This is a genomic window from Enterobacter sp. TMH.L2 (assembly GCF_050847315.1).
In the GTDB taxonomy this organism is placed as follows: domain Bacteria; phylum Pseudomonadota; class Gammaproteobacteria; order Enterobacterales; family Enterobacteriaceae; genus Cedecea.
In genome coordinates, this window is sequence record NZ_CP193791.1 from 1,672,195 (window position 1) to 1,687,532 (window position 15,338).

Below are 15,338 nucleotides of genomic sequence, written 5' to 3' on the forward strand. Positions count from 1 at the left end.
CTGCTTACAGCGCTTTTTGGGTTTTACCCTGCACGGTTGAAGCCGCTTGTGCAGACGAAATGCCCGGCAGCTCAATCTTCAGGCCGAAGGTCAGCAGCGAATACAATACGCCCCCGGTCAGCATCGAGACAATAACGCCCAGGTTCGCCGTCGCAAAGACGCTGTGGCGGGTTTCTTCCGTCAGCAGGAAGCCCACCACGTGCGCGATGTACGGATCGCCGGAAGTAATTGTGCCCAGCCCCACAAAGGTCGCCATACCCAGTGAAAGCAGTGCCGTCCAGCGGCCATCCCGGCCACCAAAACCCGCTTTATTCGCCATCGCCACATCCCAGCCCAGGCGCTTCTGGCGCAGGAAGTCGATCAGCTGAATTGCCCCGGCGGAGCCGATCACCACCGAAATAGAGGCGAGGAACGACTGGAAGGTCGCCAGGAACGAATCGGAAATAAACATCAGGTAGAACGCGCCGAAGCCGATGATAGCCGCGTTCAGCGTGGTCGTCGTGGCGCGGCTGGCCGGAATACCAAGCGCCAGCAGGGCAAGACCTGAACTGTATACGCCGGTAATTGCCGCCGCCAGCAGCGAAACAATAATCACGATGGAGAACGGTACGTAGAACCAGAACGGCAGCAGGTTAGTCAGCGAGGCAATAGGCGACTGCGCCGCCGCTGCGCTCAGGTCCGGGTTGCTGTCGGCAAGGAAGGCGCCCAGCACCAGCAGGATGCTCACCGGCAGAGAAATCCCCGTCGTCGTCCAGAAAATAACCTTCGAGGCCTGGGTTTTCTTCGGCAAATAGCGCGCGAAGTCGCCGCCGTAGTTCAGGAAGCCAAGGCCCACCATCGTCATTGCCATCACCACGCCGCCGATGTAGGTCAACAGGTCGCCGTGCGCCGCGCTCTGGCCCAGCTTTTCCCAGTGAATATGCGGCAGCATCAGGAAGATAAAGATGATGCTCATAAACCCGGTCAGCCAGGCGATGTATTTCTCCACCTTCATGATCAGCTGGTGCCCATAAATGGCGACCGACATGGTCAGCGCCAGGCTGACGATGAACCAGCCGAGAATACACACCAGCGTAGGTTTGCCGTCCGCCAGCGCAAAGGCCGCAGGCCAGAGCCTGGCGAACAGCGCCGCGCCGGTGGACGAGGCAAGGGTAATAATGGTGATTTTCCAGCCCATGTTGGAGATATAGGCGAACAGCGTCGGGAATTTATTGCCGTGATAGCCGAAGCAGAAGCGGGTCTGGGTCAGCGTAGGCAGACCGGTTCTTGGCCCGCCCACCGCCAGCACGCCGACCAGGCAGCAGGAAAGCAGGTAGCCAATAATCCCGGCGGTGATTGACTGCCAGACGCTCAGGCCAAGTGAGTAAACGTAAATGCCGTAGGTCATCCCCAGAATAGAGACGTTCCAGGAGAACCAGATCGGAAACAGCCCGGCGGGTTTGCCGTAGCGCTCAGCTTCCGGGACGGCATTCACGCCGTTTGCTTCAACTTTTATGCCGCCCGAGGCCGGCTGATGTGTAGAGTTTGTCATCGGAGAACCCTTATGGGAGAAATCAATCGCAGAGAAGTGCGGTTTCTAAAGCGAGCTCAATCATGTTGTCTAACGTGTTTTGTAGTTCTTCTGCCGTCGGCTCTGCCCCCGTGACGCTGCTTACGCAGGCGGTCAGCAGGCTCAGGGCTTTGGCGCGGTACTGCGCGGCGATGGTGAACAGCGCCGAGGTTTCCATTTCCACCGCAAGGATGTTCATCTTTTTGAGGGCAGGGAGCATGCCTTCGGGTTTGTCGTACAGCAGGTCGTTGGTAAAAGTGTTGCCGAATCGGGTCGGAATATTGTGTTGCTCGGCCGCCGTCCAGCAGCGGCGCAGCAGGTCGAAGTCCGGCACGGCCGCGTAGTCGTAGCCGCCAAAACGGTCGCGGTTTACCGAAGAAGACGTTCCCGCGCCGGTGGCGACAATCACATGGCGCATATCCACGCTTTCATCCACCGCGCCGCAGGTGCCGATGCGAATAAGCTGTTTCACACCAAAGGCGTTGATCAATTCATGGGCGTATATGGAAACGGACGGAATGCCCATCCCGTGAGCCATCACGGAAAGTCGCTTGCCTTTGTAGTAGCCGGTAAAGCCAAACATATTGCGGGTATCGCACACGCGCTTTGCATCGGTTAAATACGTCTGCGCAATGTACTGCGCGCGCAGCGGGTCGCCGGGCATGATCACGGTTTCGGCAAAGTCGCCGGGGTTGGCGTTAATATGTGGCGTCATCAGACGATCTCCTGGCTGGTTTCATGCCATTACGATAGAAACCCCGTAGCTTGCAGAAAAAGGCAAATGTCCGACCAGGCCGACGGCGATCACAAATTTGATTTTTGCCTTTGCAAGAAAAGTGACACGCCAGGGCTGGCGAGGGGGGAGTAAAACGCGGAGTATTGACAATACCGAGGGGCGATAGTTAATCTCAGCCGCCTTTTTCGCCGCAGATTCTGGCGAAACAGGCAATACTTGACGTTATTTAGCTGCGAGGCAGCCTGCCGGAGAGCGACAACACCATGAATATTATTCAGCAATTCGCTCAGCGCGGGCACCAGATCCTACGCGATGCCGTGTACGCCGCGCCGCTGAAAAGCAAAGAGATCGGCCCCGATGAATTTATTCTGCGCCAGGGCGAAGAGATCAAAGCGCTCTACTGGATCACGCTCGGCGAGTACACCATGCATTACAACGCTGAAAACGGGAAAGCGTTCAGTCTCGGGCAGCGCTTTGTCAGCGACACTATCATCGGCGAAATAGAATATCTTACCCACACGCCGAGCCAGTTCTCGGTCGTCGCCCACGACACCATGACGGTCAAAGTCATCCCGCTGGCGATGATGGACACCATTCTGACCAGCCACGCGGAAGTCGGCGTCTGGCTCAGCCAGCTGCTCTCCACCAGCTACCAGCGCGGGATGGCGAGAACCATGGAGCGTTTCCTGCAGCCGCTGGTGTTTAACATCGTGGCCGACCTGTATGAACGCCATCAGCAGAGCAAGCCGCTGGTGGACTTCTCACAGGTATCCCGCGAGGCTGAACGGTTTGGCTGCTCCGAGAGAACCTACCGCCGGGTGATCAATCAGCTGATAGAAGAGCAGTACATTCAGAAAGTGGCCCATGAATACGTGATTTGTGACATAGAAAAATTCCGTCAGGTGCTGACGAACCCTGGGCGAATTAGTTAGCAGTTTTTTGTAGCAAACGGCTAAAAAGCAAAGAAAAAACAGTGATAGACTCCGGCAATACGTTATCCGCCAGGGAGTAGTGCAGTGAGTGAGCCCGTCGAAAATCAGAACGCGTTTAAACATGCTTTTAATCATGGGCTTTTGCAGGACATCGCGAGCTTAATCGCGCGGCATCATCCCGCCTTCAACGCCAAAGCGTTTTTAAAGCAAGCGGAAAACCTCGATAAGCTGGAAATGAAGGCCAGAGTTCAGGCCATCCGCGACGCACTGGCGGCTGAGCTCCCGCAGGACTACCCGGCTGCATTGGGCGTGGTGGTTGCTGTATTAAAAGAGCATAAGCTGCGCGGTTTTGCCGTCTGGCCTTTTGCGGAGTTTATTCAGGTCTATGGCCTGAACCACCCGGCACTTTCCCTCGAAGCCCTGAAAGTGGTGACAGTCTGCTTTACCGCCGAATGGGCGGTGAGGCCTTTTATCAAGCAGGATCCCGACGCGACCATGCGGTTTCTGCTTAAATGTGCGCAGGACGAAAGCGTAGACATCCGCCGCTGGGCCTCAGAAGGCACCCGCCCGCGCGTGCCGTGGGGCGAAAAACTGCATCTGTTTATCAAAGACCCGGCGGGAACCAGAGCCATTCTGGACGCCCTGAAGTTCGACCCGGAGCTTTACGTCAGAAAAAGCGTCGCCAACCATCTGAACGACATCACCAAAGACCACCCGGACTACGTGATTCAGCTTTTGCAAAACTGGCAGCAGCAGGCGAAACAGTCCGGCGGTGACGACGTAAAAAAAGTGGCCTGGATAACCCGCCACTCGCTGCGCACCTTAATTAAGAATGGTCACCCGGATGCGCTGGCGCTTATTGGCGTGCAGCACGGCGCGGACGTCGCGCTGGATGCTTTCTCCCTTAAACAAAAAGCGATTGCGCTGGGTGAAAACCTGGCATTTAAAGTCAGCCTGCGGTCTACCAGCCGCTCCTCTCAAAACATCGTGGTGGACTACGTGCTCCACTTTATGAAAGCCAACGGCAGCCTCGCCCCGAAGGTCTTCAAACTGCGCACGTTCGAACTCCCGGCCGGAGCGTCGGTCACTATAGAGAAAAAGCACGCCGTGAAGACAATCACCACCCGACAGTATTACCCGGGCGTGCAGCGGATCGAGATTCAGGTGAACGGCAAGGTGCTTGGGGGAGATGAGTGGGTGTTGGATTTATAGCAAGGATCCGCCGCCGGCGTTTTGCGGGTGGCGAGGGTGTTATTGCGCCTAAGCATTGATTATACCAAAAGAACAGATTTTGCCTTAAAACTATTTAATAAATGGATTTAAAAGATCTGGAATAAATAGGTTCATGCAGTAAAGGAAAAAATTCTTGAATGGGCTTCACAGTTTGGCTTCTCTGGCCGGGGATGAATTTTAAAGAAGAAAAATATTAATGAAAATCTATTAAGACTCAGATGTATATCGGCCACATACTATTTCCCGCATGATTACATTATCGAAATTCATTCATAAACTAAATAATTGTATGATTTTAATCCGATGGTAACATAAACCCTTCCAAAAGGAGGGTTATATGTCTAAAGGAATAAAGCAAGGCGGCTTGAGATTGCTGACACTCGGGGAAATTAAGCTCGCCAGAACACTCTACGGTAACGCTATTGAATATTACAAGGTCTGGATTCATCGTGGGAGCTATTTGCCATTTAATATGCAAAAAAATAGCTTCGCTATGACGCCTAATGGAGAAATATGGTTTCAGGAAGGCGTCTATGAGCCTGATTTCTCCTCACCTCAACGTAATCCCATCGATGCACGTCATCTCTTCATGCATGAAATGATGCATGTCTGGCAGCATCAGCGAGGGATGTGGGTGCGCACTCGCGGAGCTTTCTCCTGGGCCGTTGACTACACCTATGATCTCGAAAAACCGACACTGCTTGATTACGGCCTGGAGCAACAAGCCTGCATTGTAAGCGATTACTGGCTATTGAAGACTCACGGATTTAGAGGCAATTCTAATATCTACAATCTTCGCCACTTTAACCCGGCAGAGCCGACGGTTTCACTGTTGTCACGGTACAAGAAAATACTGGGGAGATTTCCTTTATGAATCGCTTATTCAAGTTAATATTTTTGTGTACCGCGTTGTCTGGCTGCGTCGGCGAAGGTTTGGGGGTTGGAGATTGGAAGAGTCTTTATATTGACGGAAACCACATTTGTTTCACCGTGGACAAATCGGACGTGTTGACTCGCTATGTGCTTTCTTCGACTCAGGGTGGCGAATATAAAGTCCTTGCCGTAACCGATCTCGATAATCTTACTTATCCGAATACATGCATAAACATCGAACTAACACCGGGATATATTTACCAGGCATCCTACACGATGAATAAAGCAAACTATCAGTACAGTTTTTTTATTGATAATGACAGGCAAATCATCGAGCTCGGCTGTGGGAAGTAACACCTTTGCCGGGATACTTACACAACCACCTGAACGACATCACCAATCTTCGCCACCTTAACCCGGCGGAGCCGACGGTTTCACTGCTGTCACGGTACAAGAAAATACTGGGGAGATTTCCTTTATGAAGCATGTTGTTGCATTTGTTTCTGCTTGTTCTTTGCTTACTGGCTGTGTGGGGGAAAATCTAGGTGTAGGCGAGTGGCGAAGCTATGACATTATTAACGGCAATCTCTGTTTTACCGTTGATAAATCCGATGTACTAAGTCGCTATTCAATTTCTTCATTACAAGGTGACGACTTTAAAAATCTTGCTGTTGCTGACTACAAACACCTCATTTATCCAGATACTTGCATAAAGGTTCCGCTTACCCGTGGCTACATCTACCAAACGTCCTATACGCTGAATAACAAAGTCTATCGATATGGCTTTTTCATCGACAACAACGGATTACTCATCGAGCTCGGCTGTGGGAAGTAACGCCTTTGCCTGAACCACCAACAGCAAAAAGCCCGCTTAAGTTTCCTTAAGCGGGCTTCTCAAATATGGCTCCTCTGACTGGACTCGAACCAGTGACATACGGATTAACAGTCCGCCGTTCTACCGACTGAACTACAGAGGAATCGTGTGAACGGGGCGAATATTAGCGGCGGCTCCGGGGCTTGTCAAAGGCAAAATCTCACCCTGTGGTGCGTTTGCGGAAACTATCAACATCTTGTTGCCTTTTCAGGCAATCAGAGACAAAAAAATCCTTTGCAGGATAACGATTTGTCGCCCATTATTTGAAATGCCGTTTTATCTTTCCTTGCAGGTCCTCGCTTGAACTTACATGCAGTCCTTCGCCAGAGCGTGGCGAAAACGCCGTGGTACGCCAAACGTAAGAGTTATCGGGTGCTGTTCTGGCGTGAGATAACGCCGCTGGCGGTGCCAATCTTCCTCGAAAACACCTGCGTATTGCTGATGGGGGTGTTGAGTACCTTCCTCGTCAGTTGGTTAGGGAAAGAGGCGATGGCGGGCGTAGGGCTCGCCGACAGTTTTAACATGGTTATCATGGCGTTCTTCGCCGCTATCGATCTCGGCACCACGGTGGTGGTGGCGTTCAGCTTTGGCAGGCTGGATCCGGAGCGGGCGAGGGCGGCGGCCCGGCAGTCTCTGGTGCTGATGACCATAGTTTCTTTTATCATGGCCGCAGGCATTCATCTGGCGGGCACGCACATTATCGATGTCATTGCCGGTAGCGCCACGCCGGAAGTTAAAGCTCTCGCACTTTCTTACCTGCAAACCACGGTCTGGAGCTACCCGGCGGCAGCCATAGCGCTTATCGGTAGCGGCGCCCTGCGCGGGGCGGGGAACACCAAAATCCCGCTGCTGATTAACGGCGGCATGAACATCCTCAACATCATCATCAGCAGCATTCTTATCTACGGCATCTTTGGCTGGGGCGGGCTGGGCTTTGTTGGCGCGGGACTGGGGCTGACGATTTCCCGCTACATCGGCGCGGCGGGCATTATCTTCGTGCTGATGATTGGCTTTAACCCGGCGCTGCGTATCTCGCTGAAAAGTTATTTTACGCCGCTCAACTGGGGCATTTTGTGGGAAGTGCTCGGCATCGGCATTCCGGCGAGCGTCGAGTCGGTGCTGTTCAACGGCGGTAAGCTGCTGACGCAGATGTTCGTTGCCGGGATGGGGACCAACGTGATTGCCGGTAACTTTATTGCTTTCTCGGTGGCCTCGCTGATTAACCTGCCGGGTAACGCCCTCGGGTCGGCGTCAACGATCATCGTCGGCAGACGGTTAGGGAAAGGGCAAATCGGCCAGGCCGAGCGCCAGCTGCGCCATACGTTCTGGCTCGCCACCATTGGCCTGACGATCATTGCCTGGGGAACCGCGCCGTTCGCCGGGTTATTCGCCTCGTTCTACACCAGCGAAGATGACGTCAAAGAGGTCGTTAAAGTCCTGCTGTGGATGAACGCCGCCTTTATGCCAATCTGGGCCGCGTCCTGGGTGCTGCCTGCCGGGCTGAAGGGCGCCCGTGACGCACGTTTTGCGATGTGGGTGTCGATGGCGGGGATGTGGGGTTGCCGCGTTATCGCCGGTTACACGCTGGGGATTGTATTGGGCATGGGCGTGGTAGGCGTCTGGCTGGGGATGTTCGGCGACTGGGCGGTGCGCGGCGCCTGCTTCTACTGGCGAATGGTCAGCGGCCGCTGGCTGAAAAAATACCCGCGACCGCCGAAAGAACCACTTTCGGTTCAGGAAGAAAGCACCGTTTAGCGTTCGAAAGCCCCGGCAATGGCCCGCATGTCGTTGCCGGTTGGCGTCTGGTGAATACGCAGGCCAAACTCGTCCACCACGGCAAAAATGTGGTCGAAAATGTCGGCCTGAATGCTTTCATACTCGGCCCAGGCCACGGTGTTGGTGAAGGCATAAATCTCCACCGGCAGCCCTTCGCTTTCAGGGGCAAGCTGGCGCACCATCAGCGTCATGTCTTTGCGAATGCGCGGGTGGTTGCGCAGGTACTCATTCAGATAGGCCCGGAAGGTGCCGACGTTGGTCATCTGGCGCTGGTTCAGCACCGAGTCGTCGGCGTGCTGCTGGTTGTATTCGCTGATCTCTTTCCCGCGTTCCGCCATATACGGCTGCAGCAGTTTCGCTTTAAGGAGCTTCTCCTGCTCGTTCTGCGACAGAAAACGAATGCTGGTGGTGTCAATGTTCACGCTGCGCTTGATGCGGCGCCCGCCTGAGGCCGACATCCCGCTCCAGTTTTTAAACGCGTCGGACACCAGCGCATAGGTTGGGATAGTGGTAATGGTGTTGTCCCAGTTTTGCACTTTCACCGTCGTCAGGCCGATGTCGATCACCGCCCCGTCCGCGCCGTATTTCGGCATTTCCAGCCAGTCGCCCATTTTCAGCATGCTGTTGGCAGAAAGCTGAATGCCAGCGACCAGGCCGAGAATCGGATCTTTAAACACCAACATCAGCACGGCGGCCATCGCACCGAGACCGCTTATCAATATTGCCGGGGATTTCCCGATAAGCAGCGACACCATCATGATGCCGACGACAATCGCGGCCAACAGCTTCACGCCCTGGAAAATGCCTTTCAGCGGTAGCTGAGAAGCAAAGGCGAATTTCCCCGACAGACCGAAGATCACATCCAGCAGCGAGAAAAAGGACATCAGCGCGTAGAGCATGACCCATAGCTGGGCGCAGGTGGTCAGAATGGTGGCCGCGTCGCTGCCTTTTTGCAGCCACAGCACCGCCTGAACGTTAACGATGATGCCCTGCAGCAGAAACGCCAGCCGCTGGAACAGCTTGTTCTGGGTGATTATCTGCAAAGAGAGGCTGGCGCTGGACTGTGCGCGCTTCTCAAAGGCACGCAGCACTATGCCGTGCAGAATAAAATGCACCACCAGCGCGGTAAGAAAAATGATGCCGAAAATGACGATCAGGGAAGTGGTGTGGCTGGGTTGAATGCCGTATTGCTCGAGGGCGGATATCAATTCCTGCATAACGTCTCCTTTAAAAAACAAGAGGACATCATGCCCTCTGCGGTCCGCGGTCGCAACCCGACTGTACAATTAGTAGACATATTAACGCGCAATCCTTACAGAATTGTCTCAGGACGGTTATGCTTAATGCATTCACATCATGTTAACTAACAGGGAAATTATGATTCGTTTCTCCACGCTGGCATTTGTTCTGGCGGCGGTCACGCAGAGCGCGATGGCCGTGACCTATCCTTTACCGCCTGAAGGCAGCCGCCTGGTGGGTGCGCCCCTGACGATTACCGTGCCGGAAGGGAACAAAGAGCCGCTGGAACACTTTGCCGCTCAGTACGGGCAGGGCTTCAGCAATATGCTGGAGGCCAACCCAGGCGTCGATCCGTTCCTGCCCAAAGTCGGTACGCAGCTGGTTATTCCGCAGCATTTGATTTTGCCGGATACCGTGCGGGAAGGGATTGTGGTGAACGTGGCGGAAATGCGCCTTTATTATTATCCGAAGGACACTAACACCGTAGAAATCCTGCCGATAGGTATTGGCCAGGCGGGGCGCGAAACGCCGCGCAACTGGGTGACCCGCGTCGAGCGCAAACAGGATGCCCCGGCCTGGACGCCAACCCCGAATACCCGTCGCGAATACGCCAAAGAGGGCAAAACGCTGCCGGCTTTTGTGCCGCCGGGGCCGGATAACCCGATGGGCCTGTACGCTATTTACATCGGCAAGCTGTACGCCATCCACGGCACCAATGCCAACTTTGGCATTGGTCTGCGCGTCAGCCAGGGCTGCATCCGCTTGCGCAACGACGACATCAAATTCCTGTTCGATAATGTGCCGGTCGGGACCCGCGTTCAGCTCATCGACCAGCCGGTGAAGGTGACCGCCGAGCCGGACGGCAAGCGCTGGCTGGAAGTTCACGAGCCGCTGTCGCGCAACCGTGCGGAGTTTGAGTCCGACAAGAAAGTGCCGCTGCCGATGACTACCTTATTGCGCAGCGAAACTCAGGCTTCAGGTGTAAATACGGCTGTGGTGAGTGAAGCACTTAATCGCCGCTCGGGGATGCCGGTACAAATAAATTCAGCCGCCACGGAAACAGGGCGACTGTAATAATCAGTAAGAAAAAGAAAAGCTCGCGCGTTGCGAGCTTTTTTTATTTGAATAATATTGCCGTAGCGTAAAGTTTATTATTTCCGCCTGCCGACGTGACTTTAAATGCGGTTGCCCCGGCCTGGCTGGCTTTATCGGCAAGTTTGTTAACGGCCTCGTCAAGCGTTGTGGCACCGGTGACTGAAATATAGCCCATGCGCTGGCCGGCGGTGGTTGACTGGACTTCGGTGGCGGCTAAAGCCGTGCCGCTAAGGGCGGTCAATACGGTAAGGGCAAGGGCGGAATTAATCAGTTTACGCATCATAATAAATCTCTCATTGTGAATAATTAAACAAGGTTTCGATTGATGCGTTGCATGTTAGGTTGCCGTCCGGGCAATGAACAGATGGCATTATTGATGAAGACTTTCAAAAATTCTGGCTGGTAATATCCGGGTGTTATTGACTGTAAATTAATATCAGCCAGCTTATTTTTTTCTTTCATTAATCTGCGGCAACGTGAAGTTTTGGTGGCTATAAAACGGTGGGCCGCTAATAAAAAAACGCACGGAGGGGATCGCTCCGTGCGTCGGGTTATTGCTCATCAGACCCAGCGTCGCTGAGCCTTTAGCGCAATAGCGAAGGCAAATTAAACCCCAAGGCGATCGCGAAGACTGTAGTAAGCCGCGCCCATCGCGGTAAACGGGATGCGGAACGTGCGGCCACCCGGGAACGGGTAATGCGGCAGGTTGGCGAAGGCATTGAAGCGCTCCGCATCGCCGCGCAGCAGCTCTGCAATCAGGCGGCCGGCCAGGTGGGTATAGGTCACACCGTGCCCGCTGCAGCCCTGACTGTAGTAAATATTTTTATCCAGACGGCCCACCTGCGGCAGGCGAGACAGGGTCAGCAGGAAGTTCCCGGTCCAGCTGTAGTCAATCTTCACGCCTTTCAGCTGTGGGAAGGTTTTCAGCAGGTTGGGCATCACCAGGCGTTCAATATCCGCCGGGTCACGGGCGCCGTACACCACGCCGCCGCCGTACAGCAGGCGGTTATCGGCGGTCAGGCGGTAGTAATCCAGCAGGTAGTTACAATCTTCCACACAGTAATTTTTGGGGATCAGCGAGCGGGCGAGATCTTCTCCCAGCGGCTCGGTGGTCAGCACCTGCGTGCCGCACGGCATGCTGCGCTTCGCCAGTTCAGGTTCGAGTTTATTGCCGAGATAAGCGTTCCCGGCGACGATCACGTACTTCGCCGTGACCTTGCCTTTCTCCGTGCTGACGATGGCCGGGCTGGCGTGCTCAATGTGGGTCACCGGGGACTGTTCGAAAATGCGCCCACCGTTCAGGCGAATTGCATTAGCCTCGCCAATGGCCAGGTTGAGCGGGTGAATATGGCCGCCGCTGTGGTCGAGCAGAGCGCCGACGTAGCGGTCGCTGTTCACTTCCCGCTTCAGTTCGCTGGCGTCCAGCAGTTCAAGCTGGGTGTTGCCGTAGCGCTCCCAGTTGGCCTTTTGCTCTTCGAGGGTTTCCATTTGCTTATGGTTCATCGCCACAAACAGGCCGCCCGGACGATAATCGCAGTCAATCTGGTAGCGCTTGATGCGCTCGCGAATAATTTCCCCGCCTTCGAACATCATACTGCCGAGCATTTTGGCCGCTTCCGGGCCATAGCGACGCTCAATCACGTCGATGTCGCGGCTGTAGGAGTTCACCAGTTGCCCGCCGTTGCGCCCGCTGGCACCAAAGCCGATGCGTGCAGACTCCAGCAGCACCACGTCATAACCCATTTCAGACAGATGCAGCGCAGACGAAAGGCCGGTATAGCCGCCGCCAACCACGCACACGTCGCAGGTCACGGATTCATTCAGCTGTGGGAACGGCTCATAGTGGTTGGCGCTGGCCGCGTAATAGCTGGTGGTATGTTCAGTCATGATGAAGGCTCCAGGGCAATCCAGATGGTTTTCAGTTCGCTAAATTTCTCAAGGGCATGCAGGGATTTATCGCGGCCGTTGCCGCTCTGCTTGTAGCCGCCGAACGGGACGGTCATATCGCCGTCGTTGTAGTTATTGACGAAAACGGAACCGGCTTTAAGGCTACGGCTCATGCGGTGGGCGCGGGAGAGATCCCGGGTCCAAACGGCAGCACCGAGGCCATAATCGCTGTCGTTGGCAAGGGCGAGCGCCTGGGCTTCGGAGGTGAAACGGGTGACGACGAGCACCGGGCCGAAGATCTCTTCCCGGCCAACACGCGCATCCGCCGCCGTATCGGTAAAAATCGTCGGGCCGATAGCCGCCGGGTGAGCGTTGTTCCGCCCGTCGAGCGCCAGCTTGCCCTGGTTTTCCCCGTCGCGAATAAAGCCGTGAACGTTGTCGGCGTGGGCGCAGTCGATCAGCGTCCCCATGGTGGTTTCCGGGTCGAGCGGGTTGCCGGGCTGCCAGTTTTTTGCCTGCTCTTTCAGCAGGGCAATAAACTCGTCGGCGATGCTCTCTTCCAGCAGCAGCCGAGTCCCGGCGATGCAAACCTGGCCCTGGTTATAGAAAATACCGGCGGCGGTGGTTGCCGCGGCTTTGTGCAGATCCGGGCAGTCGGCAAAAACGATATTGGCGCTTTTCCCGCCGGCTTCGAGCCAGACGCGTTTCATGTTGCTGTCGCCCGCATCTTTCAGCAGCTGTTTACCGGTGCGGGTGGAGCCGGTGAAGGTAATCACGTCCACGTCCGGGTGCTGAGCCAACGCCTGGCCCGCTTCGTGACCAAACCCGGTCACGACGTTAAACACGCCATCCGGCAGGCCAGCTTCTTTAGCCAGCGCCGCAAGACGAATTGCCGACAGCGGTGATTTTTCAGAAGGTTTAAGGATCACGCTGTTGCCCGCCGCCAGCGCCGGGCCTAGCTTCCAGCAGGCCAGCAGCAGCGGGAAGTTCCACGGCACAACGGCGGCAATTACGCCAACGGGTTCGCGCACAATCAGCGCCAGTTCGTTGATGCCGGTGGTGGCTACTTCGCCGTAGACTTTGTCGATGGCCTCAGCGTACCAGCGAATAGCGCGGGCGCTGCCCGGAATATCATCGCGCAGGCTATGGCGAATAGGCTTGCCGGTGTCGAGCGTTTCCAGCAGCGCCAGCTCCTCGCGATGCTGCTCCATTAAATCCGCCAGCCTGCCGAGCACGGCTTTGCGTTTGGCCGGGGAAGCCTGCGCCCAGTCGCCGCGATCAAAGACATCGCGGGCGGCCTTCACCGCAATATCGACGTCCGCTTTTTTGCCTCGCGCCACTTCGGCAAGGTCACGCTGGGCAAAAGGATCGACGGTACTAAATGTTTCGCCGTCCTGTGCCGAGCAATATTCGCCGTTAATAAACAAGCGCGTTTCCGGCGAGGTATTTTTGGCTTTCTCCTGCCAGTAATTAAGATGCTGAAAGTCCATGATGACTCCTTTTATTCAATCGGATAAATGGCCTTACTGGGTTCTTCAGGCAAATTTGGGCTGCAAAAAGCCCCAGGAAATAAGTCCTGTTAAAAAAGATTTTGAAATAAGGCCTGATTACTCAGGCCTGAAAATAATTAGAACGTGGTGGGGGTATGGGCGCTGATAATGCGGCAGATGCCTGCCGAGGTGTTGCTGAAGCTGTGCGGCATGCCGGTATTAATGGCATAGCTTTGCCCCGCAACCAGGTGCCAGGTCTGGCCGTTTACGGTCAAAACCACTTCACCTTCCAGTATCGTGCCTGTCTCCTCACCCTGGTGTTTGATCCTCTCGCCGGTGGTGGTTCCCGGCTGATAGGTCTCAATGATCATCGCCAGCGTACGGTTAGGATTCCCATTGTGTATTAATTTCATTGAAACACCCTGACTGCCTATTTCAATCAGATCGTCGTAATTAATCACGACCTGCGGCTCATCAGGTTTTTCCGGTTCCGCGAAGAACTCGGAGAGCGACAGCCCGTAGACTTTCAGCAGCTTCTGCAGCGTACTGATAGCAGGACTGACTTTGTCCTGTTCTATGGTGCTGATGGCGCTATGCGTTAATCCAGACAGTTCGGCGGCACGACGTTGAGAGAGACCCAGTTGCTGGCGGATCGCTGACAAACGTTTACCCGGCGCCAGGCCGTCATCGCTCATAATGGCATTTCCTTAACGGTAGTGGTCAGAGCCGCTGCTTTTCAGCGAGGTGGTTCTGACTGGCGGTGATAAAACCCTCAAGCAACAAACGCGATAGTGCATATTCGCTACTGTTCCATTCCGGATGCCACTGAACCCCGAGGGCAAAAGGATGATCGTGAACGCTCGCGGCCTCCACCAGACCATCCTGTGAACGCGCCTCGACGCGCAGCAGCGGACCCAGCGTTTTCGCTCCCTGGCCATGTAATGAATTCACCCAAAACGTGTTGCAGCCCGGTATCAACTGCGAAAGCAATCCTCCCTCATGAACCTGGACTTCGTGTGATGGGGCATACTGCTGCTCCACCGGGAGTTCCGGATCTTCACGGTGCTCCAGAAACTCGGGACGATCGCTCAGGCGACGATACAGAGTCCCGCCGGTGGCGACAACAAGTTCCTGTAAACCCCGGCAGATGGCGAAAATGGGGATGCGCCTTTTGAGCCCGGCGGCGATAAGCGCCATGCTCAGTTCATCACGCCCGGGGTCGGCGTCAGGCTCATCGCCGTTTTCACCATAGAGGTGCGGCTGCACGTTGCTGGGGCTGCCCGGCAGGAAGATCCCGTCCAGTTTTGGCAGCAGCGCTTCCAGCAGTTCCGGCTCTGCCAGCGCGTGGGGCAGGGCAATGGGCAAGCCGCCTGCATTCAATACCGCGTTCAGGTACTTTTCTTGCAATGTTTGGGTCAGATGACCCTTAAGCCTGTTTCTGCACATCACAACGCCGATTAATGGCTTGTCAAATATATCGACCATGATCAACCTCACATTCTGGACTAAATTATTTCCAAACGATTCCATGTTGGCCATTTCCGTTCAATATTTTCTCAACTTAGCAGCGGTTTAACTGTCTTGCAAACTTAAATTAACATTTGACAAACATTTTGTTTCGCACCATTGTCGATAAGTGGACATTATATTTAAC

The 15,338-nt window shown here is 54.9% G+C and carries 15 protein-coding genes and 1 tRNA gene; 7 read left to right on the forward strand and 9 right to left on the reverse strand.

Going from position 1 to position 15,338, the window contains the following annotated elements; all coding sequences use genetic code 11:
* Nucleotides 1-4: 4 nt before the first annotated feature.
* Together ACREYP_RS07955 and deoD are read right to left on the reverse strand one after the other, a co-directional pair.
* Nucleotides 5-1,531 carry a purine-cytosine permease family protein gene (locus ACREYP_RS07955; protein ID WP_498881248.1) on the reverse strand — a complete coding sequence of 509 codons (1,527 nt, stop codon included), beginning with the start codon at nt 1,529-1,531 and terminating at the stop codon, nt 5-7.
* A gap of 22 nt (nt 1,532-1,553) precedes the next feature.
* Nucleotides 1,554-2,267, reverse strand: coding sequence for a purine-nucleoside phosphorylase (gene deoD / locus ACREYP_RS07960; RefSeq protein ID WP_237717566.1), 714 nt, complete (start codon nt 2,265-2,267; stop codon nt 1,554-1,556).
* A gap of 281 nt (nt 2,268-2,548) precedes the next feature.
* Between deoD and ACREYP_RS07965 the strand changes: the two genes are divergently transcribed.
* The 5 genes from ACREYP_RS07965 (at nt 2,549) to ACREYP_RS07985 (ending at nt 6,158) form a co-directional block, all read left to right on the forward strand.
* Nucleotides 2,549-3,217: a Crp/Fnr family transcriptional regulator gene (locus tag ACREYP_RS07965; RefSeq protein WP_008454985.1), complete on the forward strand. Its 669-nt coding sequence runs from the start codon at nt 2,549-2,551 to the stop codon at nt 3,215-3,217.
* 84 nt (nt 3,218-3,301) lie between these two features.
* On the forward strand, nt 3,302-4,429 hold the full coding sequence (locus tag ACREYP_RS07970; RefSeq protein WP_336818002.1) for a DNA alkylation repair protein: 1,128 nt from the start codon (nt 3,302-3,304) through the stop codon (nt 4,427-4,429).
* Between the two features lie 358 nt (nt 4,430-4,787).
* Nucleotides 4,788-5,324, forward strand: coding sequence for a hypothetical protein (locus ACREYP_RS07975; RefSeq protein ID WP_008454981.1), 537 nt, complete (start codon nt 4,788-4,790; stop codon nt 5,322-5,324).
* Nucleotides 5,321-5,677: a putative T6SS immunity periplasmic lipoprotein gene (locus ACREYP_RS07980; protein ID WP_008454978.1), complete on the forward strand. Its 357-nt coding sequence runs from the start codon at nt 5,321-5,323 to the stop codon at nt 5,675-5,677. The genes ACREYP_RS07975 and ACREYP_RS07980 overlap by 4 nt, the downstream gene beginning before the upstream one ends.
* A gap of 124 nt (nt 5,678-5,801) precedes the next feature.
* Nucleotides 5,802-6,158 (forward strand): putative T6SS immunity periplasmic lipoprotein, encoded by a 357-nt coding sequence (locus ACREYP_RS07985; protein WP_336818003.1) that lies wholly within the window; start codon nt 5,802-5,804, stop codon nt 6,156-6,158.
* A 66-nt stretch (nt 6,159-6,224) separates the two neighbouring features.
* Here the strand turns inward: ACREYP_RS07985 and ACREYP_RS07990 are convergent.
* Nucleotides 6,225-6,300: transfer RNA gene (locus ACREYP_RS07990), tRNA-Asn, on the reverse strand.
* Between the two features lie 197 nt (nt 6,301-6,497).
* Between ACREYP_RS07990 and ACREYP_RS07995 the strand changes: the two genes are divergently transcribed.
* A complete protein-coding gene (locus tag ACREYP_RS07995) occupies nt 6,498-7,952 on the forward strand; it encodes an EmmdR/YeeO family multidrug/toxin efflux MATE transporter (protein ID WP_166991354.1) in 1,455 nt (484 codons plus the stop codon).
* Here the strand turns inward: ACREYP_RS07995 and ACREYP_RS08000 are convergent.
* Nucleotides 7,949-9,190 carry a mechanosensitive ion channel family protein gene (locus tag ACREYP_RS08000; protein WP_336818004.1) on the reverse strand — a complete coding sequence of 414 codons (1,242 nt, stop codon included), beginning with the start codon at nt 9,188-9,190 and terminating at the stop codon, nt 7,949-7,951. The genes ACREYP_RS07995 and ACREYP_RS08000 overlap by 4 nt on opposite strands.
* A 160-nt stretch (nt 9,191-9,350) precedes the next feature.
* Here ACREYP_RS08000 and ldtA point away from each other — a divergent pair, with 160 nt between their 5' ends.
* Nucleotides 9,351-10,286, forward strand: coding sequence for a L,D-transpeptidase (gene ldtA / locus ACREYP_RS08005; protein ID WP_336818005.1), 936 nt, complete (start codon nt 9,351-9,353; stop codon nt 10,284-10,286).
* A 43-nt stretch (nt 10,287-10,329) separates the two neighbouring features.
* Here ldtA and ACREYP_RS08010 read toward each other — a convergent pair whose 3' ends face one another.
* The 5 genes from ACREYP_RS08010 to puuD all read right to left on the reverse strand — a co-directional run bounded on the left by ACREYP_RS08010 (nt 10,330) and on the right by puuD (nt 15,169).
* Entirely contained in the window at nt 10,330-10,590 is a 261-nt protein-coding gene (locus ACREYP_RS08010) for a YdgH/BhsA/McbA-like domain containing protein (protein ID WP_166991360.1), read from the reverse strand.
* A 323-nt stretch (nt 10,591-10,913) separates the two neighbouring features.
* Complete coding sequence (locus tag ACREYP_RS08015) at nt 10,914-12,194, reverse strand: NAD(P)/FAD-dependent oxidoreductase (RefSeq protein ID WP_008454965.1); 1,281 nt, start codon at nt 12,192-12,194, stop codon at nt 10,914-10,916.
* Nucleotides 12,191-13,684, reverse strand: a complete 1,494-nt coding sequence (puuC, locus tag ACREYP_RS08020; protein WP_336818006.1) for an aldehyde dehydrogenase PuuC — start codon at nt 13,682-13,684, stop codon at nt 12,191-12,193. Before puuC ends, ACREYP_RS08015 begins: the two co-directional genes overlap by 4 nt.
* A 137-nt stretch (nt 13,685-13,821) precedes the next feature.
* Nucleotides 13,822-14,379, reverse strand: a complete 558-nt coding sequence (gene puuR / locus ACREYP_RS08025) for an HTH-type transcriptional regulator PuuR (protein WP_008454961.1) — start codon at nt 14,377-14,379, stop codon at nt 13,822-13,824.
* Between the two features lie 25 nt (nt 14,380-14,404).
* Nucleotides 14,405-15,169, reverse strand: coding sequence for a gamma-glutamyl-gamma-aminobutyrate hydrolase (gene puuD, locus ACREYP_RS08030; protein WP_008454959.1), 765 nt, complete (start codon nt 15,167-15,169; stop codon nt 14,405-14,407).
* Nucleotides 15,170-15,338: the final 169 nt, after the last annotated feature.